29 protein-coding genes and 1 pseudogene are annotated in these 25,199 nt (G+C 37.0%); 23 read left to right on the plus strand and 7 right to left on the minus strand.

Translation table 11 applies throughout. The annotated features are described in order from the left end of the window. Window positions 1-23 precede the first annotated feature (23 nt). The gene (locus tag OVA16_RS15545; protein WP_267761214.1) at window positions 24-1,214 is read right to left on the minus strand and encodes an NAD(P)/FAD-dependent oxidoreductase; all 1,191 of its coding nucleotides are present in this window, start codon (window positions 1,212-1,214) and stop codon (window positions 24-26) included. Window positions 1,215-1,568: 354 nt separating this feature from the next. Between OVA16_RS15545 and OVA16_RS15550 the strand changes: the two genes are divergently transcribed. The 16 genes from OVA16_RS15550 to OVA16_RS15625 all read left to right on the plus strand — a co-directional run bounded on the left by OVA16_RS15550 (window position 1,569) and on the right by OVA16_RS15625 (window position 13,800). Next, window positions 1,569-2,708: a 5-(carboxyamino)imidazole ribonucleotide synthase gene (locus tag OVA16_RS15550; RefSeq protein WP_267761216.1), complete on the plus strand. Its 1,140-nt coding sequence runs from the start codon at window positions 1,569-1,571 to the stop codon at window positions 2,706-2,708. A gap of 84 nt (window positions 2,709-2,792) precedes the next feature. Continuing rightward, window positions 2,793-3,275 (plus strand): 5-(carboxyamino)imidazole ribonucleotide mutase, encoded by a 483-nt coding sequence (gene purE, locus OVA16_RS15555; protein ID WP_267761221.1) that lies wholly within the window; start codon window positions 2,793-2,795, stop codon window positions 3,273-3,275. Window positions 3,276-3,532: 257 nt separating this feature from the next. Then, window positions 3,533-4,531: a tryptophan--tRNA ligase gene (gene trpS / locus OVA16_RS15560; RefSeq protein WP_267761226.1), complete on the plus strand. Its 999-nt coding sequence runs from the start codon at window positions 3,533-3,535 to the stop codon at window positions 4,529-4,531. A gap of 69 nt (window positions 4,532-4,600) precedes the next feature. Further along, on the plus strand, window positions 4,601-5,215 hold the full coding sequence (locus OVA16_RS15565) for a deoxynucleoside kinase (RefSeq protein ID WP_267761228.1): 615 nt from the start codon (window positions 4,601-4,603) through the stop codon (window positions 5,213-5,215). Between the two features lie 7 nt (window positions 5,216-5,222). Then, entirely contained in the window at window positions 5,223-5,822 is a 600-nt protein-coding gene (locus OVA16_RS15570) for a hypothetical protein (RefSeq protein WP_267761230.1), read from the plus strand. 27 nt (window positions 5,823-5,849) lie between these two features. Next, a complete protein-coding gene (locus OVA16_RS15575; protein WP_267761232.1) occupies window positions 5,850-6,386 on the plus strand; it encodes a hypothetical protein in 537 nt (178 codons plus the stop codon). A gap of 178 nt (window positions 6,387-6,564) precedes the next feature. Continuing rightward, the gene (locus tag OVA16_RS15580) at window positions 6,565-6,942 is read left to right on the plus strand and encodes a hypothetical protein (protein WP_267761234.1); all 378 of its coding nucleotides are present in this window, start codon (window positions 6,565-6,567) and stop codon (window positions 6,940-6,942) included. Window positions 6,943-7,211: 269 nt separating this feature from the next. Continuing rightward, window positions 7,212-7,994: an MbnP family protein gene (locus OVA16_RS15585; protein WP_267761237.1), complete on the plus strand. Its 783-nt coding sequence runs from the start codon at window positions 7,212-7,214 to the stop codon at window positions 7,992-7,994. Between the two features lies 1 nt (window position 7,995). Then, entirely contained in the window at window positions 7,996-9,063 is a 1,068-nt protein-coding gene (locus OVA16_RS15590) for a cytochrome-c peroxidase (RefSeq protein ID WP_267761240.1), read from the plus strand. Next, window positions 9,063-9,908, plus strand: coding sequence for an MbnP family protein (locus OVA16_RS15595; protein WP_267761243.1), 846 nt, complete (start codon window positions 9,063-9,065; stop codon window positions 9,906-9,908). Before OVA16_RS15590 ends, OVA16_RS15595 begins: the two co-directional genes overlap by 1 nt. A gap of 3 nt (window positions 9,909-9,911) precedes the next feature. Continuing rightward, the gene (locus OVA16_RS15600; RefSeq protein ID WP_267761245.1) at window positions 9,912-10,955 is read left to right on the plus strand and encodes a cytochrome-c peroxidase; all 1,044 of its coding nucleotides are present in this window, start codon (window positions 9,912-9,914) and stop codon (window positions 10,953-10,955) included. Then, entirely contained in the window at window positions 10,955-11,878 is a 924-nt protein-coding gene (locus OVA16_RS15605; protein ID WP_267761247.1) for a transporter, read from the plus strand. The genes OVA16_RS15600 and OVA16_RS15605 overlap by 1 nt, the downstream gene beginning before the upstream one ends. Window positions 11,879-11,888: 10 nt before the next feature. Beyond that, window positions 11,889-12,290, plus strand: coding sequence for a hypothetical protein (locus OVA16_RS15610; protein ID WP_267761250.1), 402 nt, complete (start codon window positions 11,889-11,891; stop codon window positions 12,288-12,290). A gap of 151 nt (window positions 12,291-12,441) precedes the next feature. Then, on the plus strand, window positions 12,442-12,687 hold the full coding sequence (locus OVA16_RS15615; protein ID WP_267761252.1) for a YHS domain-containing protein: 246 nt from the start codon (window positions 12,442-12,444) through the stop codon (window positions 12,685-12,687). Between the two features lie 2 nt (window positions 12,688-12,689). After that, complete coding sequence (locus OVA16_RS15620; RefSeq protein ID WP_267761254.1) at window positions 12,690-13,334, plus strand: SCO family protein; 645 nt, start codon at window positions 12,690-12,692, stop codon at window positions 13,332-13,334. A gap of 85 nt (window positions 13,335-13,419) precedes the next feature. Then, window positions 13,420-13,800, plus strand: a complete 381-nt coding sequence (locus OVA16_RS15625) for a c-type cytochrome (protein ID WP_267761256.1) — start codon at window positions 13,420-13,422, stop codon at window positions 13,798-13,800. A 121-nt stretch (window positions 13,801-13,921) separates the two neighbouring features. Here the strand turns inward: OVA16_RS15625 and OVA16_RS15630 are convergent, their stop codons facing one another. Next, on the minus strand, window positions 13,922-14,356 hold the full coding sequence (locus OVA16_RS15630) for an Hsp20/alpha crystallin family protein (RefSeq protein WP_267761258.1): 435 nt from the start codon (window positions 14,354-14,356) through the stop codon (window positions 13,922-13,924). A gap of 77 nt (window positions 14,357-14,433) precedes the next feature. Here OVA16_RS15630 and OVA16_RS15635 point away from each other — a divergent pair, with 77 nt between their 5' ends. Continuing rightward, window positions 14,434-14,919: an acyl-CoA thioesterase gene (locus OVA16_RS15635; RefSeq protein ID WP_267761260.1), complete on the plus strand. Its 486-nt coding sequence runs from the start codon at window positions 14,434-14,436 to the stop codon at window positions 14,917-14,919. Here OVA16_RS15635 and folB read toward each other — a convergent pair. After that, a complete protein-coding gene (gene folB / locus OVA16_RS15640) occupies window positions 14,916-15,278 on the minus strand; it encodes a dihydroneopterin aldolase (protein WP_267761262.1) in 363 nt (120 codons plus the stop codon). The two genes, OVA16_RS15635 and folB, sit on opposite strands and share 4 nt — an antisense overlap. Before the next feature lie 106 nt (window positions 15,279-15,384). Here folB and OVA16_RS15645 point away from each other — a divergent pair, with 106 nt between their 5' ends. The 4 genes from OVA16_RS15645 to OVA16_RS15660 all read left to right on the plus strand — a co-directional run bounded on the left by OVA16_RS15645 (window position 15,385) and on the right by OVA16_RS15660 (window position 17,643). Continuing rightward, window positions 15,385-16,575 carry an acyl-CoA dehydrogenase family protein gene (locus OVA16_RS15645; RefSeq protein ID WP_267761266.1) on the plus strand — a complete coding sequence of 397 codons (1,191 nt, stop codon included), beginning with the start codon at window positions 15,385-15,387 and terminating at the stop codon, window positions 16,573-16,575. A gap of 72 nt (window positions 16,576-16,647) precedes the next feature. Next, the gene (locus OVA16_RS15650) at window positions 16,648-17,037 is read left to right on the plus strand and encodes an SRPBCC domain-containing protein (RefSeq protein WP_267761268.1); all 390 of its coding nucleotides are present in this window, start codon (window positions 16,648-16,650) and stop codon (window positions 17,035-17,037) included. Window positions 17,038-17,045: 8 nt separating this feature from the next. Further along, complete coding sequence (locus OVA16_RS15655; protein WP_267761271.1) at window positions 17,046-17,396, plus strand: DUF1801 domain-containing protein; 351 nt, start codon at window positions 17,046-17,048, stop codon at window positions 17,394-17,396. Between the two features lie 34 nt (window positions 17,397-17,430). Next, window positions 17,431-17,643 carry a hypothetical protein gene (locus OVA16_RS15660; RefSeq protein ID WP_267761273.1) on the plus strand — a complete coding sequence of 71 codons (213 nt, stop codon included), beginning with the start codon at window positions 17,431-17,433 and terminating at the stop codon, window positions 17,641-17,643. 55 nt (window positions 17,644-17,698) lie between these two features. On the opposite strand, the pseudogene lysA reads toward OVA16_RS15660, so the two are convergent. Both lysA and OVA16_RS15670 read right to left on the minus strand, forming a co-directional pair. After that, a pseudogene (lysA, locus tag OVA16_RS15665) lies at window positions 17,699-18,866 on the minus strand (diaminopimelate decarboxylase). A 516-nt stretch (window positions 18,867-19,382) separates the two neighbouring features. Continuing rightward, complete coding sequence (locus OVA16_RS15670) at window positions 19,383-20,705, minus strand: aspartate kinase (RefSeq protein ID WP_267761275.1); 1,323 nt, start codon at window positions 20,703-20,705, stop codon at window positions 19,383-19,385. Window positions 20,706-20,924: 219 nt separating this feature from the next. On the opposite strand from OVA16_RS15670, the gene OVA16_RS15675 reads away from it, so the two are divergent. Both OVA16_RS15675 and OVA16_RS15680 read left to right on the plus strand, forming a co-directional pair. Further along, window positions 20,925-22,658 carry a phospho-sugar mutase gene (locus OVA16_RS15675; protein ID WP_267761277.1) on the plus strand — a complete coding sequence of 578 codons (1,734 nt, stop codon included), beginning with the start codon at window positions 20,925-20,927 and terminating at the stop codon, window positions 22,656-22,658. Window positions 22,659-22,778: 120 nt separating this feature from the next. After that, window positions 22,779-23,621 carry an NAD(P)-dependent oxidoreductase gene (locus OVA16_RS15680; protein ID WP_267761280.1) on the plus strand — a complete coding sequence of 281 codons (843 nt, stop codon included), beginning with the start codon at window positions 22,779-22,781 and terminating at the stop codon, window positions 23,619-23,621. Between the two features lie 103 nt (window positions 23,622-23,724). Here the strand turns inward: OVA16_RS15680 and OVA16_RS15685 are convergent, their stop codons facing one another. Further along, window positions 23,725-24,381, minus strand: a complete 657-nt coding sequence (locus tag OVA16_RS15685; protein ID WP_267761283.1) for a CoA transferase subunit B — start codon at window positions 24,379-24,381, stop codon at window positions 23,725-23,727. Between the two features lie 76 nt (window positions 24,382-24,457). Next, a complete protein-coding gene (locus OVA16_RS15690; protein ID WP_267761285.1) occupies window positions 24,458-25,165 on the minus strand; it encodes a CoA transferase subunit A in 708 nt (235 codons plus the stop codon). Between the last annotated feature and the right edge of the window lie 34 nt (window positions 25,166-25,199).

Genomic DNA, 25,199 nt, shown 5'->3' on the forward strand with positions numbered 1-25,199 from the left:
CGCAATGACGTGTCGATTAATTATTACAAATTCTGCGCTATCACAAAACCGCTTGCCCAAGCCCATTGAAAATTATATCCACCCAACCATCCTGTTACATCTACGCACTCGCCACCAAAATATAACCCAGGTATTTTTTTGCATTCTAAAGTTTTAGAAGAAATCTCGTTGGTGTCAATTCCGCCACGCATTACCTCGGCTTTATCATAGCCCTTATCTCCTGCTGGTTTTACTTTGAAGTGATGAACAGTTTGTTCTAGCACCTCCATCTCTGCTTTTGTTAAATCTGCTACAGGTTTAGTTAATGGCAAAAACTTGCCCAGCGCATCCGTAAATTTTTTGGTGTAAAATCTATTCAACAAAGTTGATAACTGAATACGCCCATTTTTCTGACGTTCAACACTTAATAGTTCAGCTATATCTTGATTTGGTAGCAGGTCAATTTCAATTTCTTGCCCTCTGCGCCAATAGCTAGAAATCTGTAAAATCGCTGGGCCGCTTAAACCCCAGTGTGTAAATAAAATGTTTTCTTCGAAACTCATCTCATGGTTACTTACCCTACAAAAAACTGAATTTCCCGAGAGTTGAGCAAACCAAGCTTCGTCTTTACCGGTAATGGTCAATGGAACTAACGCAGGTGCAGTTTCTACAATATTCAACTGGTGTTTTCGAGCAAATTTCAAAGCAAAATCGGTAGCTCCCATTTTAGGGATAGGTAAGCCTCCCGTTGCGATTACCAATTTAGGAGCGGTTAAAGTTTTTGTTTTGCCATTGAGTTGATAATTAACTTTATACTCTTCTTTATCATTGTCAATGGAAATAACTTCTGCGTTGCAAATAATTTGCTGCTCCATTTCGGCACAAAGTGATGTAAAAACCTCTACCACATCTTTTGCATTTTTGCCATCGGGAAACAGCTGACCTAAAGTTTTCTCAGTTCCGTAGATGCCATAGGTTTCAAAAAAGCTGATGGTGTCTTCCACTGTCCATTGTTTAAATGCAGATTTTACAAAATGTTGATTGGCAGAAATAAACTGTTCGTGTGTAGCACCAATATTGGTATAATTACATCTTCCACCGCCAGAAATTAGGATTTTAGCACCAGGTTTTTCTTTTTTTTCGAGCACAACAACTTTTTTCCCTAAGAAACCAGCCTGCACAGCACACATTAATCCGCAAGCGCCGGCGCCAATAATTATTGCATCGTAATCCATTTTGCAAAGTTAAAGTAATTGTTGGATTGCTTTATGATTTTATTGTTGGTACGATGCAGCGTGTCTTCGCGTTCTTTGCGGAGCTCATATTTTTTCTTTGCGTTAAGTTTTTACCACAAACGTTTTAGAAGCTTGCGCAAGGTAACGCCAAGTTTTGCATTGGTTTGAGTTAAATAGCCCCGACAGTAGCGAGCATGTAGTGGCAAACCTATGTGTTTGCCTACGAAGTAAAGCGAATGGCGGGACTAACGGATAATAGTAGCATTGCAAAGCCGCTTCTAATAATAATCTAATGAATATTTTACTCCAAAGGTGTCCTAATTTTTCCTATTTTTACGCCAAATTTAAGCGATAATGGCAAAACAGATTAGCGAGTTAAAACTAGGTATTTTAGGCGGCGGACAATTAGGCAGAATGTTAATTCAGGAAGCGATTAACTACAATTTAACCACTTTAGTGCTAGATCCAGATGCGGATGCTCCTTGTAAACACCTTGCCAATTATTTCGAAAATGGCTCTATCACCGATTACGATACGGTATATAATTTTGGAAAAAAAGCCGATATTATTACGATTGAAATTGAAAAGGTAAACGTTGAAGCGCTTGAGCAATTAGAGCGAGAAGGCAAGCAGGTTTATCCACAGCCTAGAGTGATTAGATTGATACAGGATAAGGGCGTGCAAAAGCAATTTTTTAAGGAAAACGACATTCCTACCGCTCCTTTTATGTTGGTTAATTCGCAAGAAGATTTAAGTAGTGGCAAATTCCCTTTTCCATATATTTTAAAGTTGCGTAGAGATGGTTACGATGGCAAAGGTGTAATGAAAATTAATGATGCTAATGACGTTGAAAATGCTTTTGATGCACCTACTTTAATAGAAGAGTTGGTAGATTTTGAAAAAGAAATTGCAGTAATTGTGGCTAGAAATGCCAATGGCGATGTAAAAACGTTTCCAATGGTAGAAATGGAGTTTAACCCCGAAGCTAACTTGGTAGAGTTCTTGATTTCGCCTTCTACCTATCCCGAAAGCATACAGGAAAGAGCCGAGAAAATTGCTAAAGATATTGCTGCGGCGTTAAATATTACTGGTATTTTGGCAGTAGAGATGTTTGTAACCAAGCATGGCGATATTTTAGTAAATGAACTAGCTCCTCGCCCACATAATAGCGGCCACCAAACTATTGAGGGTAATTACGTTTCGCAATTTGCACAACATTTACGTGCTATTTTTAACTTGCCATTGGGCGATACACGCTCTATTTCTAACGCCATTATGGTAAATGTTTTAGGCGAAAAAGGTCATGACGGTGTTGCTAAATACAGTGGATTGGAAAAAATCATGTCGATTGAAGGTGTTTACGTACATCTTTATGGCAAGAAATACACCAAGCCATTTCGTAAAATGGGCCACTTAACCATTGTAGATCAAAATCGTGAACAAGCGATTGAAAAAGCTAGGTTTGTGCAGCAAACGTTGAAAGTGATCTCGTAGAGAACAAGGATAAAAGAATAAAGAATTTGGTAATGGCCTAAAAACTAACCATCCAAACAACTAAAAAACAAAACAACCATAAATATGAAAGTTGGTATTATCATGGGCAGCAAATCTGACTTGCCTGTAATGCAAGATGCGGCAGATATTTGCAAAGAATTTGGTGTTGATTTCGAAATTACGGTGGTGTCAGCACATCGCACTCCCGATAGAATGGTTCAATACGCAAAAGAAGCTGCTGGTCGTGGTATAAAAGTAATTATTGCTGGTGCTGGTGGTGCTGCACACTTACCAGGCATGGTAGCATCTATTACTACCGTTCCAGTAATCGGCGTTCCAGTAAAATCATCAAATTCTATTGATGGTTGGGATAGCATTTTATCCATATTGCAAATGCCAAACGGTATTCCGGTGGCTACGGTTGCTTTAAATGCGGCTAAAAACGCGGGATTATTGGCGGTTCAAATTCTATCTACTGCAAAGCCAGAACTAGCAGAAAAAATGCAAACTTACAAAGACGATTTAAGAGCAAAAGTTGAGCAAACTGCTGCCGAAATGGAAGGATAGCCGGTAAGTTGGCAAAACACTTTATACCGGAAGATTTATTGTAGCCGAAGAGTTGAACAACCTTCGGCTATTATTTTACTGCACATTGTGAAAAAGCATTTATCAAATCGCTACAATTTAAAACTACAACTTTCAACATTCTTCACAGTTTTCAGTTTTTTAGTTAATTTCGGCCTTTATGAACCATTGGTTCCCAAAATAATATTTTGAGAACCCAAGGCTCGATCTTATCAGATGATAAAAATAAAAACACACAGATGAAAGAGACAGTTGTTAGTGGCATTAGATCCACAGGAAAGCTACATTTAGGTAACTATTACGGTGCGGTAAAAAACTTCATCAAGATGCAGGAAGAGTATAATTGCTATTTCTTCATTGCCGATTGGCATTCTTTAACAACACACCCTACTCCAGAAAATTTGCACGGAAACATCAAAAATGTATTGGTAGATTACTTAGCTTGCGGTTTAAACCCAGAAGAAAGCACCATTTACGTACAATCTGATGTGCCCGAAATCATAGAGTTATACTTGTACTTGAACATGAATGCCTATTTGGGCGAGCTAGAAAGAGCTACCTCATTTAAAGATAAGGTTCGTGCTAGTCCAGATAACGTAAATGCAGGTTTATTGACCTACCCCGTTTTAATGGCAGCAGATATTTTGATACATAGAGCTACTAAAGTTCCGGTAGGGAAAGATCAAGAACAGCATTTGGAAATGGCTCGTACCTTTGGCAATCGTTTTAACCGTTTGTACAACCAAGAATATTTCCCAGAGCCTTATGCTTTTAGTTATACCGAAAAGCTGGTAAAAGTACCTGGTTTAGATGGCAAAGGAAAAATGGGTAAATCTGAGGGCGATGCCAACTGCGTTTACCTTTCTGATACACCTGAGGCTATTCGCAAGAAAGTAAGTAGAGCAGTTACTGACAGCGGACCCACCGAAGAAAACCAAGAGAAGCCAGAAGCGATACAAAACTTATTTGATTTGATGAAAATTGTTTCGCCGGCAGATACTTTAAACCATTTCGATGATTTGTACAACAAAATGGCTATCCGTTATGGCGATTTTAAAAAACAATTGGCCGAAGACATGATTATCGCTACTGACCCAGTTAGGGAGAAAATTAACGATATTGCCAATGATAACGCATATTTGCAAAAAGTTGCTCGCTTAGGTGCCGAAAAAGCAAGAGAAAGTGCTCAAAAGACCATTAAAGAAGTACGCGAATTAATAGGTTTTAAAAGTTTTTAATTAACATTGTGTTAAGCGATTAACACTATTCCTTTCGTAAATCGTAAATCTAAAATCGTAAATTATTTTATGCATATAGCAATAGTTGGCAACATAGGTGCTGGAAAAACAACGTTAACAGGTTTGTTAGCAAAAAATTATGGATGGGAAGCACTTTATGAGGCTGTAGATAACAATCCCTACTTAGAGGATTTTTATAGCGATATGAAGCGTTGGAGTTTTAACCTACAAATTTATTTCTTGAATAGCCGTTTTCAGCAGATTGTAGAAATAGACAACAATAAACGTAACGTGATACAAGATCGTACCATTTACGAAGATGCACACATTTTTGCTGATAACTTGCACGAAATGGGCTTAATGACCACTCGTGATCACGATAACTACAGAGCTATTTTTGACAACATTACGTCTTTTATCAAACCGCCAGATTTGTTGGTTTACCTAAGAGCATCTGTACCTACTTTAGTAAACAATATACAACGCCGTGGCAGAGAATACGAAGCTAGTATACGTATTGATTATCTTTCTAAACTAAATGAGAAATACGAAGCTTGGATAAAAAATTACAACCTAGGAAAACTACTAATTTTAGATAAAGACAAGTTAGATTTCACTAACAATCCAGAAGACTTAGGGGCTGTAATTCAATCTATAGAAGCAGAAATTAACGGTTTGTTTTAAATGATTAATGGTGGACTTACTGATAAAAATATTAACTTTTACCATTAATTTTATCAGTAAAGATATTTTTATAACTTTTGGATTTTATTCATTTCTTTATATAGTATTCTCATTTTTCCTTAAAAAAAGCAGCAAAGCATACGAATTTGACAATATATCATGTCAGTTAATCAGTTTTAGTGGCTTAGTTTACTTTAGCTGCTTTTTGCTATCAATTGTCTTTATTTTACATAAGGGAGAAGAGGAAAAATTTTCTCTTATCAATAGAATGTTTGGTCCTTATTGGTTTTTGTTTTTCTTACAACCCATTACCTACCTTATAATTACGCAACTATTGAGATTTAAGAAAGTGAAAAATTCGAAAATAGCTAGATTATTATTAGTGCCATTTTTTATTTTAACTTATGAAATCTTAACTATTTTAACCACATCCATACATAGGGATTATTTGCCAAGTAGTTGGGGTATAAGTTTTTCTTTACCAGATATGATGATTTATTTCCCAACAAAGCTTTTGTTTTATTTAATTGTTGTTGTAGTATTTTACATTATAACTGAACAATTGAAAAAGTTTCGCTCAAAAAACAAACAGAATACTAACATTTGATTATATTAATGCCATAAAACCTATATAATGAAGAAAGTTATTATTCCTGCATTATTAATTGTTGGCTTAATCTACGCCTGTAACTCATCTACGAATAAAAGTGCTGGCAATGCTGATGATCTACAGAAAACAACCACATTTGCTTTCTCTGACAGCATCAAGTTAGATACTTTCAAAGTTGCTTTAATGGGTAACGATACAAAAGACATGCAGCTGCTTTTTACCATTACCACTGCTGCTGGAAAAGAAATTTATAGACAAGAAATCAAAACAGCGGAACTACTAAATAACTATATCGCTACTGCGGACCTGAAAAAGGAAAGTGACAAGATGAAATTCTTAAAAGAAGAAATTGCCTACTTTTTCGAAGAACATCATTTTTTAGAGCCTGCAGTTACAGCAGATGAACAACCAGACAACAACGTTCCAGACAAAGCGTTTTATAACGAGCTAAAAAACAGTAATCTTAACGGCTTCGATTATCGTTTAGGTAAAGACCACAACGTGTATATTGCTTGGTCGGCAAAGGAGCAGAAAGTGAAGGTTTATTATAAGTGCTGTTAGGCTTTGGCTAACTGTTTAATTGCCTCTAACATAGATTTCAGTGATTTTTCCGCTAATTTCCGCAGGCATCAAATCTTCTTAAATCTGCGGTTCAATCTGCGAAAATCAGCAGGTTTAGTTTTTCAAAAACTCGCTTTACATTAGGAAAAACCACCATCATTCCCTAACTTTGCTGCCGATGAAAATCTGTAGAAAATTAGTCGCAGGGTTATTGTTAGTTGGCATTTTAGCCAATTGCTTTAACTATTGGATTGTTTCTACCTCCTACCATTTCAATAAATCATATATTTCGTCGGTTTTGTGTACCAACAAAGATAAACCAGCGCTTCATTGCGAGGGTAAATGTTTCTTGGATATTAAACTGAAAGAGCTCGAGCAAAAAAACAAACAGGAACAGGAACATACCAAACGTTTAATTGAAACGGTGGCTCCCGGCGAATATGAGCTAGCTTTCCATACTTTTGAACATATTTTGGAAATGCCTATTCCTTTCTATCTGCAACAAAGACCCATTGGCATTGCCAACACCATCTACCATCCTCCAAAATTAGTATAGTAAGTTCATTTTTGTGGCGTAACTGATCATCAACTACGATTGGTCACGATAAGTTACACTAACATTGTGCTGTAAGTTAGCTTTTACAGCAAATTCAAATTATTATTTAAAAATCAAGTCATCCATTGCAACGGTTGTCTGTTAAGCTGTTAAACTGTACCGAGCTTTAGGTTGTAGCATATTATTGTGTTTTCGCCTAAATTTCATGCTTTTTATCCTTTTCACGAGAACTTTAGCAATAGTATGACCTTACTATATTCAAAAATCAAATGAAAAAGATTTTATCTATTCTTACCATCATTACCGTTTTATTCAGTTCGTGCGATAAAGACGATACATCACCAATTTTAGATAGTTCTGGCAAAGTTGCCGTTAATTTCGATGCTGTTTTTGGGAATGCTGATTTTGCATTGAACACCAATTTTACCGCTGGTACAAAAACCTACAACTTTAATAAGTTTAGGTATTGGGTAAGTAATGTAGTATTGGTAAAAGCCAACGGCGAAGAATACAGTGTACCAAAATCGTATTTCTTATTGGAAGAAACAGCTGCGGTAACTGTACAAGACGGGGCTTATACCTACCCAGCAAATAAAAGAGAATTGGTAGAACTAAGCGATATTCCTGCTGGCGAGTACAAAGGCATCAAATTCGGTGTAGGTGTAGAATCTAAATACAATGATAACCTAAGTTTAACAATTGGAGAGCTTTCTCAACTGAACGGCATGACCAATGTATCTTGGATGTGGCACACCAGTTACATCTTCACTGCCGTTGCCGGTAAAGTTACTGAGAGTGCTGTAACTAAAAATATACAGGTAGAAACTGGTTTAAATGCAAATTACAAAAGTGTTAGTTTAAACTTTCCGCAAAATTTAAAAGTAGGCGGTACCGAGGCTTCTAGCATTAACCTTAAGGCCGATGTAGCCAAAGCATTAGATGGCATTGACGTAACTGCCACCCCTATTGTGGGTGCAGCGCAGGCTACTACCATGACCACTTTGGCCAACAATTACAGCACCAAAGTTTTTAGCGTAGCTTCAGTAAACTAAAATGAGTAAGGCAAAGGCACCGATTTTATGGCTGGCTTTGGCACTAGCAGTTTCTTCTTGTAAAAAAGAAGAAACTGCTCTAGTAGCTACCAATGAGAATTTCCGTTTAAATGTACCGAATAATATGCCGGCTTGGGTTGATGATATAGAAAACCCATTGACTACCACCGGTGTGAAATTAGGCAGGCTGCTTTTTTACGATAAACGGCTATCGGGCAATAACAAAATTTCTTGCGCTTCTTGCCACCAACAAGATTTGGCATTTAGTGATGGAGTAGCCTTAAATAACATTGGCGTTTCTAAACAGCCCTTGCACAGGCATGCACCGGCATTGTTTAACCTAATTTGGGCCAACAACGGTTTATTTTGGGACGGTGGCTCTACCAATTTAGAGTCTCAAGCTTTTGGCCCATTAACCGCTTTTGATGAAATGGGGCAAGATTTGAACGCATTGGAAGTAGAACTGAAAGCGATACCTGAATATAGGACGCTTTTTGAGCAAGCATTTAAAAATGGTATTACTTCGGCAAATGTGGTAAAGGCTTTGGCTCAGTTTCAACGAACGCTAATCTCAGCAAATTCTAAGTACGATAAATACAGACGCAATGAAGGCGTTCAATTATCTGCGCAAGAATTAGAAGGTATGACTTTGGTAGAGCAAAAATGCAAAGGTTGCCACGCAGGAGAATTATTTACCGATAATAACTACCATAACAATGGTTTAGATGCCAATTTTAGTGATGACCATGAAGGTATTCATCAAGGAAGATTTAGGGTAAGCTACCAAGCTGCAGATTTGAGTGCATTTAAAACACCTTCGTTACGCAACGTAATGTTAACCGCCCCTTACATGCACGATGGCAGGTTTGCCAACATTGACCAAGTATTGGAGCATTACAATAGCGGACTGAAATCATCCGCAAGTATAGATCAAAAGCTTTTTCAAAATAGTGGGCAATTAGGCATCCCACTTGCCGAAAGCCAAAAGGCTGCCATCAAAGCATTTTTAAACGCACTCACCGATCAAGATTTTACAAACAATAAAGATTTTAGTAATCCACATCAATAATGATGAAAAAGAAAATTTTATACCTCGCCACCATCTTAACGATAATTTTAAGTTCATGTAGCAAAAACGATGATCCCACTCCCGATTTTGATGAAGAAAACCTTGCCCCCTTCTCTATTGAGTTTGACAATATTGTTGGCGACAGGACTTTCTCGATCAACAACACAGGCAGTTTGTATACTAATGCCGCTGGAGAAAAGTTCTCCATTTCGATGCTACAATATTTTATCAGCAACATTAAAGTTACCACCGCCAATGGTAAAACATATACTGTTCCGCAAGATAAAAGCTATTTTCTAATTAATGGCGCCGACCGAAATACTAGATTTACTAAGGTGCAGGTACCAGAAGGCGATTACACCAAAGTGACCTTTACTTTGGGCGTTGATAGCTTACGCAGTACGATGGATTTGTCTAAGCGGACTGGAGTTTTAGATCCAGCGGCTGGGGGCGGGCATGATACCGGCGGCATGTACTGGGGCTGGAATGCTGGCTACATATTTTTCAAACTTGAAGGCAATTCTAGCGTAATTTCTGATGATGCGAATGGAGACCCAACAGGTAAAAAACAGTTTAAATATCATATTGGAGGCTTTGGGGGGTACAGTGCTCCTACAATTAACAACATTAAGGTAATTACTGTTGATTTGAATGCTGCCGGGATAGCCAAAGTTAGAAAAGATAGACAAAGTAATGTACATCTATTTGTAGATGTAATGAAGGTTTTTAATGGAACAAATTCTTTTAGTATTGCCGCACATCCAAACGTAATGTTTAGCGATTATAGTGTGAATATCGCTAAAAACTTTCCCCAACTTTTCACTCACGATCATACCGAAAATTAAGTTATGAATAGGAAGCATTTTATTGTTTTGCTCATTTTAGGTTTATTTATTGCGGCTTGTAAAAAAAATTCGGCCGTAATTGAGCAAATAGAAACATTTCTAGGGTTTCAAAAACCAACTAATTTTCCAGCTACAGTATATAACTTCGATAATAATCCAATTACAAAAGATGGTTTTGAGCTGGGAAGGATGCTTTTTTATGAGCCCAGACTTTCGAGGAATAATACCATCACTTGCGGCTCTTGCCACATCCAATCTTCGGCATTTACCCAACACGGACACGATGTTAGCCATGGCATTGATGATCGTTTAGGCACGAGAAACTCTCCTCCCATCATGAATTTAGCTTGGAACAAAGCTTTTAACTGGGGCGGCGGCGTGTACGATTTAGATACGCAACCCATTATTCCAATTACCACCCACGAAGAAATGGACGAGAATTTAGAAAATGTTTACAACAAGTTGAGAGCCATGCCAAAGTACACCAGCAAGTTTAAAGCAGCTTTTGGTACCGAAGAAATCAACACTGCAAATTTCATGAAAGCGTTATCGCAGTTTATGCTCATGTGTATCAGTAGCAATTCTAAATATGATAAGGTAATGAGAAAGGAAGCGGGCGCATCTTTTACAGCCGAGGAATTGGAAGGCTACAATATTTTTAAGGATAAATGTGGCACTTGCCATACCGAACCGCTATTTACCGATGCTTCGTTTAGGAACAATGGCTTGGGCATTAGTCCGGTAAATGATAAAGGGCTGTATACTGCTACTTTAATTGAAACCGACAAGTATAAGTTTAAGGTGCCATCACTCAGAAACTTGAAATATACTTCTCCTTATATGCACGATGGCAGGTTTTTGACTTTGAACGGCGTCTTAGAGCATTACAACTCCGAAGTACGGGCTACGCAAAATGTAGACCCGCTGTTAAATAATGGCAGATTGGGCATTGCATTATCTGTAAATGATAAAACAAAAATTACAGCATTCTTAAACACGCTTAACGATGAAGACTTCATCAACGATAAACTTTTAGCAGAACAATAATGAATTTTAAGAAAATAATCATTACGGCCTTAATAGTCTCTCCACTCAGTTTGTTTGCTTGCGATATTTGCGGCTGTGGTGTGGGTAGTTACTACATCGGCATTTTGCCAGAATACAACAAACGTTTCATCGGCTTAAGGTACCAACACAAGCTATTGCAAACACATTTAGGTCCGCAGGGAAACGTTACACCACTAACTACTGATGAAACTTACCAAAGCGCTGAACTTTGGGGCGGCTGGAATTTAGGAAAGAAGTTTAGAGTATTGGCCTTTGTACCTTACAATTTCAATGAACGTACTTCGCAAGCTAGCTCTGGCTCAAAAAGTGGTTTGGGAGATATTGCATTGATGGGCTACTACAACCTCTTTACTAAAAGTAAAAGTTTTGACAGTAAGTTGCTGGTGCATTCGCTTTGGTTAGGGGCTGGTGTAAAAGCTCCGACCGGTAAATACGAGCCTAGCGAACGTTTGGCAGTAACAGAAACTCCAAATAATTTCCAACTAGGAACAGCCAGTACAGACTTTACGGTAAACGCCGCTTACGATGTTCGCTTGAACGATTTGGGCGTAAATCTTAATGCCAATTACAAAATCAATACCGCTAACCAATATGAATATCGTTATGGAAATAAGCTAACTACCAATGCGTTAATGTACTATAAATTTAGGTTGTTCCATCAATTAACCTTTGCTCCTAACGTAGGTATTTTGTACGAAACCGCTGATAAAGACATCGAAAATAACAAATATGAGGTAGCTGTATCTGGTGGACATTCGGCCTCATTGGTCACTGGTTTTGAGTTAGCAATGAGTAAATTTTCGTTAGGGGCTAATTATCAAACAATTGTTTCACAAGAATTAGCAGGCAAACGAGCCAAAGCGGGCAACCGATTAATGGTTCATTTTTCTGTGCCTTTTTAAATTTAATACAATGAAAAAAATAAAATATTTAACCTTAGTAATTATAATCACATTTAATGCTTGCCAACAGGCTGATAACGAACTGGCCATCAAAAAAACTATTGATGATTTGCACAACGAAGCCATGGTGGTTAACGAAAAAGCTGTTAAAACTACATTTAAGCTAGATAGTCTATTGAAAGATAAACGCGAGCAAAACAATGCTGATACCATCGAATTAAAAAAATCGATACATCAGCTTAACTTGGCCGATGATAAAATGATGGATTGGATGCACAATTTCCAGCTCGATTTTAAAGGCACTAAAACGGAAGCGCTGAAATATTTTGAAGGCCAATTGGATAGCGTTAAGCAAGTGCAAATCCAATTAGAAAAAGCAATAGAGCAAGCAAAACCATTTATAAAACAATAATTAATTTTAGCCACAGATGCACAGATATTTTGCTTTTCTTAAGTAGGTACAATAGCTATCGAATTGATTTCATTATCAGTTTTGTATTGAAAATCTACATGTACATCGAGAAGAAAATCTGTGCATCTGTGGCATCAACACTTTTAACAACATGAAAACAACTTTAATAATCTGTATTTTTGCCCTAAGCTTTGGAGCATTATACGCAAACAGCTCAACAGAGCAAAACAGTAAAGCCAAAGTAGCCGATAGTGTAAAAATAGACCCTGTCTGCAAAATGAAAGTAAAAACATCTACTAACCTTAAAAGCACTTACCAAAAGCAAGAGTATGTGTTTTGCGGTAAAGGATGTAAATTGAAATTTGATAAAAACCCAGAACAATATTTAAAAAAATAGAGATGAAGAAGATATTAGGATATGCGGCCCTAGCTTGCTTAATTACGTTTGGTGCAGCTTGTACGCAAGAAAGAAAATTGCCTATTTACGGAGATAGAGAAGCGAAAATCATCAAAGATGCTAATGGCAACGAGAAAATAGATACCATCTACAAAACTATCCCCGATTTTAAGTTCTTAAACCAAGATAGTGTAGAGCTTACTCAAGATGTATTTAAGAACAAGGTTTACGTAGCCGATTTCTTTTTTACATCATGCAGTACCATTTGCCCGGTAATGCATCGCAACATGAAAACAATTTTTGATAAATACAAAGACAACAAAGATGTAATGTTTTTATCACACACCATCGATTTTAAATACGATAAACCTTCTGTATTGAAAAAATATGCACAAAAACTAGGTGTAGATGTACCGCAATGGCAATTTGTTTGGGGCGATAAAAAGGAAGTTTACAGCATTGCCGAAAAAGATTATCTAGTAGCGGTACAAGAAGATAGCAGTGCAACAGACGGTTACATACACCAAGGTTGGTTGGTTTTAATTGATAAGCACAAACGTATTAGAGGCGCTTATGATGGTACTAAACCCGAAGAAGTTGAGAAACTGAAAAATGATATGGATGTTTTATTAGCTGAAAAAGACTAACTAAGTGAAAAGTCAAAAGTTAAAAGTTAAAAGTGTTACACTGCGAAAAGTAGCCGTTTACTGCTTATTTTTTGGATCTATTACAATGGCTATTAATGCTTGCCAAAGTGCTAGCGAAATAGAAATGTCTAAATACATGTCTAATGGAAAGGATATTTACCAGGCCAGATGTCAAAATTGCCACGGAGAAAATGGCGAAGGCTTGGGAGAACTAGCGCCTCCTTTAACCGATACTATATTTTTAAAAATTAATAAGCAGAAATTGGCTTGTTATATTAAAAATGGAGTTAACGAACCTATGCAAATCAATGGTAAAAGTTATCATGAGAAAATGCCAGGTTTTAAGGATTTACATGACATAGATATTGCGCAAGTAACGGTGTACATTACCAATTCGTTTGGAAATAAGCAGGGAATGTATACTTACGAACAGGTAGCCAACGACTTGAAAAACTGCGATAGGTAAGCTTTTAAATCGAGTAAAATTTCACTTTATTTTAGCAGTAGCATCAAAAAAACAAGGGCTACATTTTTCAATGTGCCCTTGTTACCTTAAACCAAACCCACAATGGGCTATCAACATTGTATTATGAAACTACAATTTCTTTGTGCTCGTCTTTAGCTTGTTCTTTTTTACCAATGGTAATATTTAATATTCCATTTACATACTCCGCATTAATCTTTTCTGTATCAACAACTTCTGGCAAAACAAATGATCTTGCAAATGAGGTATATTCGAATTCTTTACGAGTATAATCTTTTTGCTCTTCTGTCTGCTCAGATTTTCTTTCGGCCCAAACAGAAAGATTGTCTTTTTTCAATTCTATCTTAAAATCGTCCTTATTTAACCCCGGTGCTGCCAATTCAATTTTATAATTATTAGGTGTTTCTAAAATATTAACATTTGGCATTTTACTTACTCCATAATTTTTATTTAATGCATCGCTAAACAATGAATCAAATACGTTGTTAAAGTATGGTGCTGTGTGTCTAGTTCTGTTGTTAAATTTTACTAAGCTCATTTTTATATCTCCTTATTATTTTATTTAAGTTTTTAATTGTTAAGCTCTATTCAAACTGTATTCCAATTCAAAAAAATATGATATTCAAGACATTTTGGCGTAAAAAAGAAAACAAAACAGACACAAAGTCAGAACTAGAAATTAAAACCGATCATTTCAAGTACAGAACCGATTTAGAAATGCGGTTTACCGATCTTGATATGATGGGCCACGTGAACAATGCCGTTTATTTTACCTATATGGAAATAGGAAGAACGAAATATTGGAAACAGGCTATTCAATGGGATTGGAAAAAAACTGGGGTAGTAATAGGAAAAGCAGAAAATTCCTACATCAAACCAATTCATCCAGGCGATAAAATCAGTATTTATGTACGTACTTCACGCATTGGCAATACCAGTTTTGATTTAGAATATGCGATTGTAAAACTCAAAAATAACGAAGAAATTCTTTGCAGCAAAGGCAAAACAGTTTGTGTAGTTTATGATTACGAGAGCAAAAGCCCAGTAGCAATACCAGAGAAAGAAAGAAGTAAAATGATAGCTTTTGAGCAGTTAGCTTAACTTCTTGTGTAAGTTAATTGTACAAAAGACTGGCCTATTTGGCCTGGCATAGGTGGGTTCATTTTTCTAATACCCACCTTTACCGTTTCTATAAAAGGGTATTTAGTTTTAATTTTCTCCAATATATTTTTAACTACGGTTTCTAGCAGTTTTTGTGTATTAGCCATCTCTATAGTGATAATATTGTTCAGTACCTCGTAGTTAACTGTTTTGTCCAAATTTTCACTATCATTGTTATCAGTAGTAAAAGTCACTTCTGCATCAACCATAAATATACAGCCAATTAACTGCTCTTCTGGGTAAAACCCATGAAGGGCGTGGCACCTTACATCTTTTAAGGCAACGGTTTGCGTATACATTATCTTTTAAGTTTTGTGAACGCAATTATACCTAAATTTTGTTTAGGGATTAAGGTATTTTACTAACTTTGATGTTAACCAATTAACAAAATAAAACCCTTTTGAAATGAGCAAATCAGTAAGAAAAGACCTTTACGAAGCCCCTGATTATTATTTGGTTGATGAACTTTTATCTGAAGAGCACTTATTGATACGTGCTTCTGTTAGAGAATGGGTTAAGAAAGAAGTAAGTCCAATTATTGAGGATTATGCGCAACGAGCGGAGTTTCCGAAGCACTTAATTAAAGGTTTGGGAGAAATTGGTGCTTTTGGCCCAACCATCCCAGTAGAATATGGCGGTGCTGGCTTAGACTATACGGCTTATGGTATCATTATGCAAGAAATTGAACGTGGCGATTCGGGTATCCGTTCTACAGCTTCAGTACAAGGCTCTTTGGTAATGTACCCCATTTACGCCTACGGAACCGAAGAGCAACGCAAGAAATACCTACCTAAATTAGCTACGGGCGAATTAATGGGCTGTTTTGGCTTAACCGAACCAGATCATGGCTCTAATCCGGGCGGTATGGTAAGTAACATTAAAGATAAAGGCGATCATTACCTTTTAAATGGCGCTAAAATGTGGATTTCTAATGCTCCTTTTGCTGATATTGCTGTGGTTTGGGCTAAAGATGAAGAAGGTAAAATTAGAGGTATGATTTTGGAACGTGGCATGGAAGGTTTTAGTACGCCAGAAACACACAACAAATGGAGCTTGCGAGCATCGGCCACTGGCGAATTGGTGTTTGACAATGTGAAAGTTCCTAAAGAAAACGTATTTCCAGACATCAAAGGTTTAAAAGGCCCATTAGGATGTTTAAACCAGGCTCGTTATGGCATTGCTTGGGGCGCTCTGGGTGCCGCTATGGATTGTTACGACACTGCTTTGCGCTACTCCAAAGAACGTGAACAATTTGGTAAGCCCATTGGTGGTTTCCAACTACAACAGAAGAAGTTAGCGGAAATGATTACTGAAATTACGAAAGGACAATTATTGGTTTGGCGCTTAGGCAAGTTGAAAAGTGAAAATAGAGCATCTGCTGAACAAATTTCAATGGCCAAACGTAATAGTGTTGAAATTGCTTTAGATATTGCCCGCAATGCCCGTCAAATGTTGGGTGGCATGGGCATTACTGGCGAGTATTCTATTATGCGCCACATGATGAATTTAGAGTCTGTAGTAACTTACGAAGGTACGCATGATGTTCATTTACTAATTACCGGTATGGACGTTACTGGGATCAATGCGTTTAAGTAATTCTAGATAAGCGATTAGCGTATAGCGTTAATAATGTAACTTCGCCAAGCGCTAATCGCTAAACAAAAAACAATGAAAACATTTAAAAAATATACGCCACTACCCGCTCCGCCCGAAGAAGTTTATTTAGCATTAACCAAAGCGCAAAGTATTCAGTTATGGACTGGCGCCGAGGTAGAATTTGAAGAAGAAGCCGGCACAGAGTTTTCTTTTTGGGATGGCGATATTGTTGGTAAAAACTTAGAATTTGAGCCTAACAAAAAAATAGTGCAACAGTGGTATTTCGGCGAAGAAAATGAACCATCTATTGTTACCATTAAATTGCATCCAGACAACAAGGGAACTTCATTAGAATTTGTACAAACCAATATTCCTGATGAAGACTTTGAGGAATTTACAGAAGGTATTAAAGAATATTATTTAGGCGGTTTAATCGATTTTTTTGAAGAGGTAGATTTTTAATTTTAAGGATGTTAAGCGAGCTTGATCAATTTTATTTAAAGCAAGAAGAACCTCTTCAAAGTTGTTTACTAGGTTTAAGGGATATCATTTTATCTACAAATGATGAGATAACGCCAGAATGGAAATATAAACTGCCATTCTTTTATTATAGAGGAAAAATGCTTTGTTATTTATGGATACACAAAAAGCACAAGCAGCCTTATATTGGTTTTGTAGACGGGAATTTATTGAATGATGAAGATTTGTTGGTTGAAAAGCGAGCAAAGATGAAAATTCTATTGATCGACCCTCAAGAAGATTTACCCTATGAAAAAATTAAATCGCTATTAGCAACTGCTATCAAAGCCCGAAACAATTAGCATTACATAGCTGTTCCTTAATAAATTCATTATTATGGGAAAATCATTAGGAATAGTATTAATTGTCATCGGACTAATCATGTTGGTTTGGAGTGGCTTTACCTACACCAAAAAAGAAAAAATAGTTGACGCTGGTCCTATCCAAATTAGCGCAGACAAAGAAAAATCTGTGAATTGGCCACCTTATGCTGGTGGTATTGCGCTAATTGCAGGTGTGGTGGTTTTCGTATCCAGCAAAAGGAAATAAACGCAAAAGCCAGCATTATGAAATCTGCTGGCTTTTGAATATGTTTCATACTGATTTAGTAATCTTCGCTGGTTACTGTTACAATGGCATCACGCAGGTTATAATTAGACGCCATTACTTCGCCGTAAGCGCCTGTACTTCTAATGGCAATCAAATCATTTCTAAAGGTTTCCTGCAAAGCGACTTCTTTACCAAAGCAATCGGTGCTCTCGCAAATTGGCCCTACTACATCGTATTTAACTGAGATTTGAGATTTGAGATTTGAGATTTGAGACAAATTCTCAATTTGATGGTAGGCCTGATATAAAGCTGGACGCATTAATTCCGTCATACCGGCATCTAAAACAATGAAGTTCTTTTTCTTGCCATTTTTTACATAAAGCACACGACTAATTAAAGATGAAGACTGACCAACCAATGCCCTACCCAATTCAAAATGAACTTCTTGATGAGGTTTGATCTCCAAGAAATCTGCAAATATTTTAAAATAAGCCTCAAAATTTGGAATTTGAGCATTTGGGTTGTGATAATCAATACCTAAGCCGCCACCGACATTTAGTAACTTTAACGCTTAACCCCCTATCTTCGAACCAAGCTGCAAACTCATTTACACGAACACACAGGTTTTTGTAAACATCCAAATTGGTAATTTGCGAGCCGATGTGAAAATGGATACCGACAAATGATAGATTAGCCGAAACATTTAAAATATCAGCACAAGCCGGCATATCCCAAGAGTTAATCCCAAACTTGTTTTCATCTAAACCCGTAGTGATGTTAGCATGGGTATGCGCATCTACGTTAGGATTAATACGGATAGCTACTTTGGCAACTTTACCTTTTTTCTCCGCCAATTGATTGATTACTTGCAACTCTTGCAACGACTCTACGTTGAAGCAGAAAATATCTTGGTCTAACGCATAATTAATTTCTTTATCGGATTTTCCAACACCCGCAAAAACCACCTTACTATTTGCAAAACCACTTTCAATCGCCTTTTTTACTTCGCCGCCACTTACTGCGTCAGCGCCAAAACCAACTAGTTTAATTTGCGCTAAAACTTTATCATTAAAGTTAGCTTTCATGGCGTAATGCACATGAAAATTATAGGCTTTAGCCGCCTCACTACAAACTTTCAATGTCTCTCTCAGCAAATTCAGGTCGTAATAGTAAAATGGCGTTTCTAAATTCGAAAAATGTGCTATATCTTTATCCGAAAACATAATCTTGAAATTTATACTCATCCTCTTACTACTCTTGTTAACCGCTATCTACGTTGGCAATTATATCGATTACCGTCGTGGAAACATCAGTCGCAGAGAGTTCGAAAGAAGAATTCGTATCTCAATTGTATTGATATTAATTTTTGTTTTTATTTATTTCTACTATCGTTAACTTGTGAAAAGCAATGACAGTACATCTATCTTAAATCAGTCCCGCTTTTCACTTCAATCTTTTTGTTGGCAATGCTTTCTGCATCTTGTCATGCTGAGTTTATCGAAGCATCTATTTACTTAAATCCTTCGACAAGCTCAGGATGACACTTACAAAAATTATTTTCGTTTCAATCGGGTTTAACTAACTTCATTCAGTTTTTCAAAACCGTACTAATGTTCGTCATTTCGATCCCGATTTTTCTTCGGGAGAGAAATCTAACAATTGATAATCTATTTGCTAAATTTTACTTCGCAGGCTTTCGGTTCTCCTCATCCTTCGTCGAAATGAATACTTATAATAAGTTACTCAAAAATTCTGTTGTGCAAGCTTCTCAGGGCTTCTACTTTATCATCAGTATTAATTAAAAGCGAGATGTTATATGCACTACCACCATAAGAAATCATCCTTACAGGTAAGTGTTTAATTGCATCTAACACTTTTGAAGCAAAACCATGCTTTTCTGCTCCAAAATCCCCCACTACACATACAATAGTCTGGTTTCTATCTAACTCTACGCTTCCAAAAGAATTTAGTTCTTCTACAATTTTATCTAAATTATCGGTAAAATCTACTGTTAAAGACACGGCAACCTCCGAAGTGGTAATCATATCAATTGGCGTTTTATAACGCTCAAAAACTTCAAAAACTTTACGTAAGAAACCATAAGCCAACAACATTCGGCTACTTTGTATTTTAATTGCAGTAATTCCGTCTTTTGCAGCAATAGATTTGATTTTTCCTTTCTCACTTTCCGTGCTAATTACCGTACCAAAAGCTTGCGGTTCCATCGTATTCAACAAACGAACAGGAATTTTATATCGCTGAGCAGGAAAAACCGACTGCGGGTGTAAAATCTTGGCACCAAAATAAGCTAACTCAGCAGCCTCATCAAAAGACAAATTAGCAATTGGTTTAGTTCCTTTCACAATACGAGGATCGTTGTTGTGCATTCCATCAATGTCCGTCCAAATTTGAACTTCTTCTGCTAAAATTGCCGCACCTAATAAAGAGGCAGTATAATCACTACCACCACGACGTAAATTATCTACCTCGCCAAAGCTGTTTCTGCAAATAAAACCTTGCGTAATAAACAAGTTGGTGTCAGGGTTTGCTTCTAAAATTGGTGTTAAATTTTCTGTAGTGTACGGAATAACCGGTTCATTATCTTCATCTATCTTCATGAAATCTAAGGCTGGTAACAATACCGATGGTATGCCAATAGATTTCAAATAAACGTGATATAAAGTGGTAGATAATAATTCGCCTTGCGCCAAAACTACCTTATCTTCAATAGCAGTAAAAATATCATTTGCTAATGTTAGTAAGAAATTGAAATGATAATCTACTACTTCCTGACCTTGCGCTCTAAAATCGCCTTCTACGCTCTCTGGCAACAACTCAGCAACAACAGCATCGTACTTATCCTTTAATGTATTGATTAATTCGATGCCCTTCTTCTTGTCTTCCTTCAGTAACGCGTTTGAAATTTCTACCAAGCTATTTGTAGTACCAGACATGGCCGATAATACTACGATTTGTCTTTCTGCCGGATTAACAATATCCAACAATTTTTTCATACGTTCTGGGCTACCCACAGAGGTGCCACCGAATTTTAAAATTTTCATTTTTAATTTTTAGTGAAACTATTCCAATTTTAACAGAATGATTTCATTTTTTAGGTTATAGGATATAGATTTTTATTATTATTGTAACGGGTCGTGAAAATAAATAAAAGACTGTTAATTTCAGCTAAATAAGCAAAATAAAATGTCGATTTATTTAATTTTACAAAACCCAACCAAATATTATTTGTCTTTACACCGATATTAACTCTATTAAAAAATATGCAACTAGATCAAACTACCCACGCAACCGTACAACAATGGCTTAACGGTAACTATGATGAAATTACCAAATCAGATATACAAAAATTAATAGACCAAGAAGCTTATACTGAGCTAACGGATGCTTTTTATAGGAATTTAGAGTTTGGTACGGGTGGTTTACGTGGTATTATGGGCGCAGGATCTAATCGTGTAAATAAATATACTATTGGCACCGCTACGCAAGGTTTAGCCAATTACCTATTAAAAAAATATCCAGGCGAGAAAATTTGTGTGGCTATAGCACATGACAGCAGAAACAATTCTGACGTGTTTGCTAAAATTACTGCCGATGTATTCTCTGCAAATGGAATTAAGGTATATTTCTTTTCAGCTTTACGCCCAACACCAGAACTTTCTTTCGCCATTCGCGAATTAGGTTGTAAAAGTGGCGTAATGTTAACGGCATCGCATAACCCAAAAGAATACAACGGTTACAAAGCCTACGGTGCAGATGGCGGTCAGTTTACTTCTCCAGACGATAAAATGGTAATGGACGAGGTGGCTGCGATCAAAAGCATTGATGAAGTTAAATTTGATAGAGTTGATGCCAATATTGAGCTAATTGGAGAAGAAATTGACCAAAAATACTTGAATGCAATTACCGCACTTTCTGTTTCTCCAGATGCGATTGAGCGTCAAAAGAATTTAAAGATTGTGTTCTCTCCTATTCATGGTACGGGCATTACGCTAGTACCACCTGCTTTGGCTCAATTTGGTTTCACTAACGTAACCATTGTTGAAGAACAAAGCAAGCCAGATGGAAATTTCCCTACAGTGGTTTATCCAAATCCGGAAGAAAAAGAAGCTTTGACTTTGGCCTTGAAAAAAGCAGAAGAAATTGACGCTGATTTAGTTTTGGCAACCGATCCGGATGCCGACCGTGTAGGTATTGCCGTAAAAAATACTGATGGAAAGTTTGTATTGTTAAATGGTAACCAAACTGGAAGCTTGTTAGTAAATTACATGTTAACCGCTTGGCAAGAAAAAGGAAAACTAACTGGAAATGAATACGTAGTAAGCACTATTGTAACCACTAGTTTAATTAAAGCTATTTGTAAAGAAAAAGGAGTTGAGTACTTTGACACGCTTACTGGTTTTAAATGGATTGGCAAAATTATGACCGAACTTTCAGGCAAAAAGCAATTTATTGTGGGCGGCGAAGAAAGTTATGGTTACTTAGTTGGCGATTTGGTGCGTGATAAAGATGCCGTAATTTCTTGTGCTTTTATTGCCGAAATGACTGCTTTTTACAAAGATAAAGGCAGTAGCTTATATGAAGCAATGATTGAAATGTATGTGAAATATGGCATGTACAAAGAAGATCTAGTTTCGATAACCAAAAAAGGAAAAACAGGCGCTGAAGAAATTAAAGCGATGATGGAGCAGTTTAGAAACAACCCTCCTGCTACTTTGGGTGGTTCGCCTGTAGTTACGTTAAAAGACTATGAGTTAAATAAAGTAACTGATATTAAAGCAGGTAGTAGCCAAGAACTAGGTTTCCCTAAATCTGATGTACTACAGTTTATTACCGAAGATGGCAGCATCATTTCTGCTCGACCAAGTGGTACTGAGCCAAAGATTAAATTTTATTGCAGTGTAAACGAGCCTTTAGCAAGTGCTAATGATTTTAAATCTACAGAGCAAAAACTGAACGAAAAGATCAAAACTATTATGAGCGATTTGCAAGCTTAGAAATTGCTCATATTCTGTCCGTCATTTCGAACGTAGAGAGAAATCTAAAAGGTTATGCTAAACATATCGTTAGATTTCACTTCGTAAAAATGACGGACATATTTTTTTAATAAAATAACAATGAACAATACAAAATTAGGTTGGATAGGTTTAGGCAACATGGGCAATCCGATGGCCAAAAACTTGTTAAAAGCAGGATATAATTTATCAGTTTATAATCGATCTATAGATAAAACAGAAGATTTTAAAGCAATAGCTACAGTTTGCCAAAGTATTTCGGAACTTGTGAATAATTGCGACATCATCTTCACGATGTTAACCAATGACGATGCTGTAAATCAAGTTTATCAAGAAGTTTTAAAGGAAGAACTAGATGGAAAGCTTTTCATAGATTGTAGTACCATTTCTCAGGAATGTTCTTTGGCAAATGCCCAACTAGTTAAAGCTAAAAATGCTGGATTTATAGATGCACCAGTTGCAGGTAGCACCCGGCCAGCTAAAGAAGGAACTTTAATTATAATGGCTGGTGGCGATGAAAAAGACGTAGAAAGAGCTCAACCGTACTTTGAAAAATTAGGAAAACTAACCAAGCATTTGGGTGCCAACGGAAGTGGCATTGCTGCTAAACTTTCTATCAATTATTTCTTATCCCTTATTTATCAAGGATTGGCAGAAACGGTTTTGTTTTCTGAAAAGTTAGGTTTAGAGCGCAAGGATATGCTAGAAATCATCAACGAAAGTGCTTGTGGTAACGGAGCTACCAAAGTAAAAACACCATTGCTAATTAATGATAGTTATCCTGCCGCTTTTGCTTTAGATTTAATGTTGAAGGATATTTTATTAGCGCAAAAAGCTGGTGCAGATTTCCCCTTATCGCAAGCGATGATTGATACTTATCAAGGTGCACAAGACAAGGGTTTTGGAAAGAACGATGTGATTGGAATTATTGAAGCGTTAAAGTAAACGTCATTTCGACGAAGAATGAGGAGAAATCTAGCGATATGCTTAGCGCAATTATCTAGATTTCTCTCTGCGTTCGAAATGACGACAGCACTATAAATTAAGGCTAAACCACCATCTCTGGCACGTCGTCATCGGCATACAACTTACCAGCCGTAGCTTTTCTAATTTCCTCTACACTTACACCAGGCGCTCTTTCCAACAGTTTAAATCCACCTTCTGGTAAAACATCAAATACACCTAATTCGGTTACAATTTTCTTGATGCACTTCACTCCTGTTAAAGGTAAAGTACAAGACGGCAACAGCTTGCTCTCTCCTGCTTTGTTTACGTGCTGCATGGCTACAATAATGTTCTTTGCAGAGGCTACCAAGTCCATTGCGCCACCCATTCCTTTTACCATTTTCCCTGGAATTTTCCAGTTAGCAATGTCTCCATTTTCAGAAACTTCCATCGCTCCTAAAATGGTTAAATCAATTTTTTGAGCCCTGATCATGCCAAAGCTCATGGCCGAATCAAAAATAGATGAACCTGGTAAGGTAGTAATGGTTTGTTTACCTGCATTAATTAAATCTGGATCTTCTTCGCCCTCAAAAGGAAAAGGCCCCATTCCCAATAAACCATTTTCAGATTGCAGTACTACGTTAACTCCCTCCGGAATGTAATTGGCTACCAAGGTTGGAATACCAATGCCAAGGTTAACATAGTAACCGTCTTTTATTTCTTTAGCGATACGTTTCGCGATACCGTTTTTGTCAAGCATTTTTTTGTTTTTTAACCACAAAGGCACGAACAGCACAAAGTGGAATTAGATTTTGTCTTTGTTTTTCCTTGCTCATTTATCCTTGTTCCTTTGTCCTCACAGTTCTCTGCTCTATCCTCTTCTCGTAATCTTTACCTTGAAAAATTCGGTGCACATAAACTCCTGGTGTATGAACGTGATCTGGATCTAGCTGGCCAACTTCTACCAGCTCTTCTACTTCTGCAATGGTTGTTTTGCCCGCCATTGCCATTACTGGGTTAAAGTTTCTACTGGTAGATCGGAAAATCAAATTACCAGCGGTATCGCCTTTCCAAGCTTTTACGATAGCGAAATCAGCATCGAAAGCGTATTCCATCAAGTAATCTTTACCATCAAAGTTTCTGATTTCTTTGCCTTCGGCCACTTCGGTTCCTACACCAGCAGGCGTAAAAATTGCAGGCATGCCGTAGCCAGCAGCCAAACAACGAGTAGCCAAAGTTCCTTGAGGGATCAATTCTACTTCTAACTCGCCACTTAATAGTTGACGCTCGAATTCAGCATTTTCTCCAACATAAGAAGAAATCATTTTCTTTACCTGATGTTGCTGCAACATCAAACCTATGCCAAAATCATCAACGCCGGCATTATTAGAAATGCAGGTTAAATTTTTAACGCCTTTTTTTACCAAGGCCGAAATACAGTTTTCAGGAATACCGCAAAGGCCAAATCCGCCTAGCATCAAAGTTTTCCCGTCGTTAATATCAGCAATTGCTTCATCAGCATTTGCTACAACTTTATTAATCATATTTGGTGTGTTTGCGGCTAAATTAGGATTTCTT

The organism is Pedobacter sp. SL55, assembly GCF_026625705.1.
Classification (GTDB): Bacteria; Bacteroidota; Bacteroidia; order Sphingobacteriales; family Sphingobacteriaceae; genus Pedobacter.

Bases quoted from the DNA above. Each gene is read 5' to 3' on its own strand.
- OVA16_RS15565 (WP_267761228.1), top strand. From the start codon at position 4,601: ATGCATATAGCAATAGTTGGCAACATAGGTGCTGGAAAAACAACGTTA.
- OVA16_RS15585 (WP_267761237.1), top strand. From the start codon at position 7,212: ATGAAAAAGATTTTATCTATTCTTACCATCATTACCGTTTTATTCAGT.
- OVA16_RS15675 (WP_267761277.1), top strand. From the start codon at position 20,925: ATGCAACTAGATCAAACTACCCACGCAACCGTACAACAATGGCTTAAC.
- OVA16_RS15645 (WP_267761266.1), top strand. From the start codon at position 15,385: ATGAGCAAATCAGTAAGAAAAGACCTTTACGAAGCCCCTGATTATTAT.
- OVA16_RS15570 (WP_267761230.1), top strand. From the start codon at position 5,223: ATGGTGGACTTACTGATAAAAATATTAACTTTTACCATTAATTTTATC.
- OVA16_RS15630 (WP_267761258.1), bottom strand. From the start codon at position 14,356: ATGAGCTTAGTAAAATTTAACAACAGAACTAGACACACAGCACCATAC.
- OVA16_RS15580 (WP_267761234.1), top strand. From the start codon at position 6,565: ATGAAAATCTGTAGAAAATTAGTCGCAGGGTTATTGTTAGTTGGCATT.
- OVA16_RS15610 (WP_267761250.1), top strand. From the start codon at position 11,889: ATGAAAAAAATAAAATATTTAACCTTAGTAATTATAATCACATTTAAT.
- OVA16_RS15620 (WP_267761254.1), top strand. From the start codon at position 12,690: ATGAAGAAGATATTAGGATATGCGGCCCTAGCTTGCTTAATTACGTTT.
- OVA16_RS15655 (WP_267761271.1), top strand. From the start codon at position 17,046: ATGTTAAGCGAGCTTGATCAATTTTATTTAAAGCAAGAAGAACCTCTT.
- OVA16_RS15670 (WP_267761275.1), bottom strand. From the start codon at position 20,705: ATGAAAATTTTAAAATTCGGTGGCACCTCTGTGGGTAGCCCAGAACGT.
- OVA16_RS15660 (WP_267761273.1), top strand. From the start codon at position 17,431: ATGGGAAAATCATTAGGAATAGTATTAATTGTCATCGGACTAATCATG.
- OVA16_RS15600 (WP_267761245.1), top strand. From the start codon at position 9,912: ATGAATAGGAAGCATTTTATTGTTTTGCTCATTTTAGGTTTATTTATT.
- trpS (WP_267761226.1), top strand. From the start codon at position 3,533: ATGAAAGAGACAGTTGTTAGTGGCATTAGATCCACAGGAAAGCTACAT.
- folB (WP_267761262.1), bottom strand. From the start codon at position 15,278: ATGTATACGCAAACCGTTGCCTTAAAAGATGTAAGGTGCCACGCCCTT.
- OVA16_RS15680 (WP_267761280.1), top strand. From the start codon at position 22,779: ATGAACAATACAAAATTAGGTTGGATAGGTTTAGGCAACATGGGCAAT.
- purE (WP_267761221.1), top strand. From the start codon at position 2,793: ATGAAAGTTGGTATTATCATGGGCAGCAAATCTGACTTGCCTGTAATG.
- OVA16_RS15650 (WP_267761268.1), top strand. From the start codon at position 16,648: ATGAAAACATTTAAAAAATATACGCCACTACCCGCTCCGCCCGAAGAA.
- OVA16_RS15635 (WP_267761260.1), top strand. From the start codon at position 14,434: ATGATATTCAAGACATTTTGGCGTAAAAAAGAAAACAAAACAGACACA.
- OVA16_RS15595 (WP_267761243.1), top strand. From the start codon at position 9,063: ATGATGAAAAAGAAAATTTTATACCTCGCCACCATCTTAACGATAATT.
- OVA16_RS15615 (WP_267761252.1), top strand. From the start codon at position 12,442: ATGAAAACAACTTTAATAATCTGTATTTTTGCCCTAAGCTTTGGAGCA.
- OVA16_RS15690 (WP_267761285.1), bottom strand. From the start codon at position 25,165: ATGATTAATAAAGTTGTAGCAAATGCTGATGAAGCAATTGCTGATATT.
- OVA16_RS15550 (WP_267761216.1), top strand. From the start codon at position 1,569: ATGGCAAAACAGATTAGCGAGTTAAAACTAGGTATTTTAGGCGGCGGA.
- OVA16_RS15625 (WP_267761256.1), top strand. From the start codon at position 13,420: ATGGCTATTAATGCTTGCCAAAGTGCTAGCGAAATAGAAATGTCTAAA.
- OVA16_RS15590 (WP_267761240.1), top strand. From the start codon at position 7,996: ATGAGTAAGGCAAAGGCACCGATTTTATGGCTGGCTTTGGCACTAGCA.
- OVA16_RS15605 (WP_267761247.1), top strand. From the start codon at position 10,955: ATGAATTTTAAGAAAATAATCATTACGGCCTTAATAGTCTCTCCACTC.
- OVA16_RS15685 (WP_267761283.1), bottom strand. From the start codon at position 24,381: ATGCTTGACAAAAACGGTATCGCGAAACGTATCGCTAAAGAAATAAAA.
- OVA16_RS15545 (WP_267761214.1), bottom strand. From the start codon at position 1,214: ATGGATTACGATGCAATAATTATTGGCGCCGGCGCTTGCGGATTAATG.
- OVA16_RS15575 (WP_267761232.1), top strand. From the start codon at position 5,850: ATGAAGAAAGTTATTATTCCTGCATTATTAATTGTTGGCTTAATCTAC.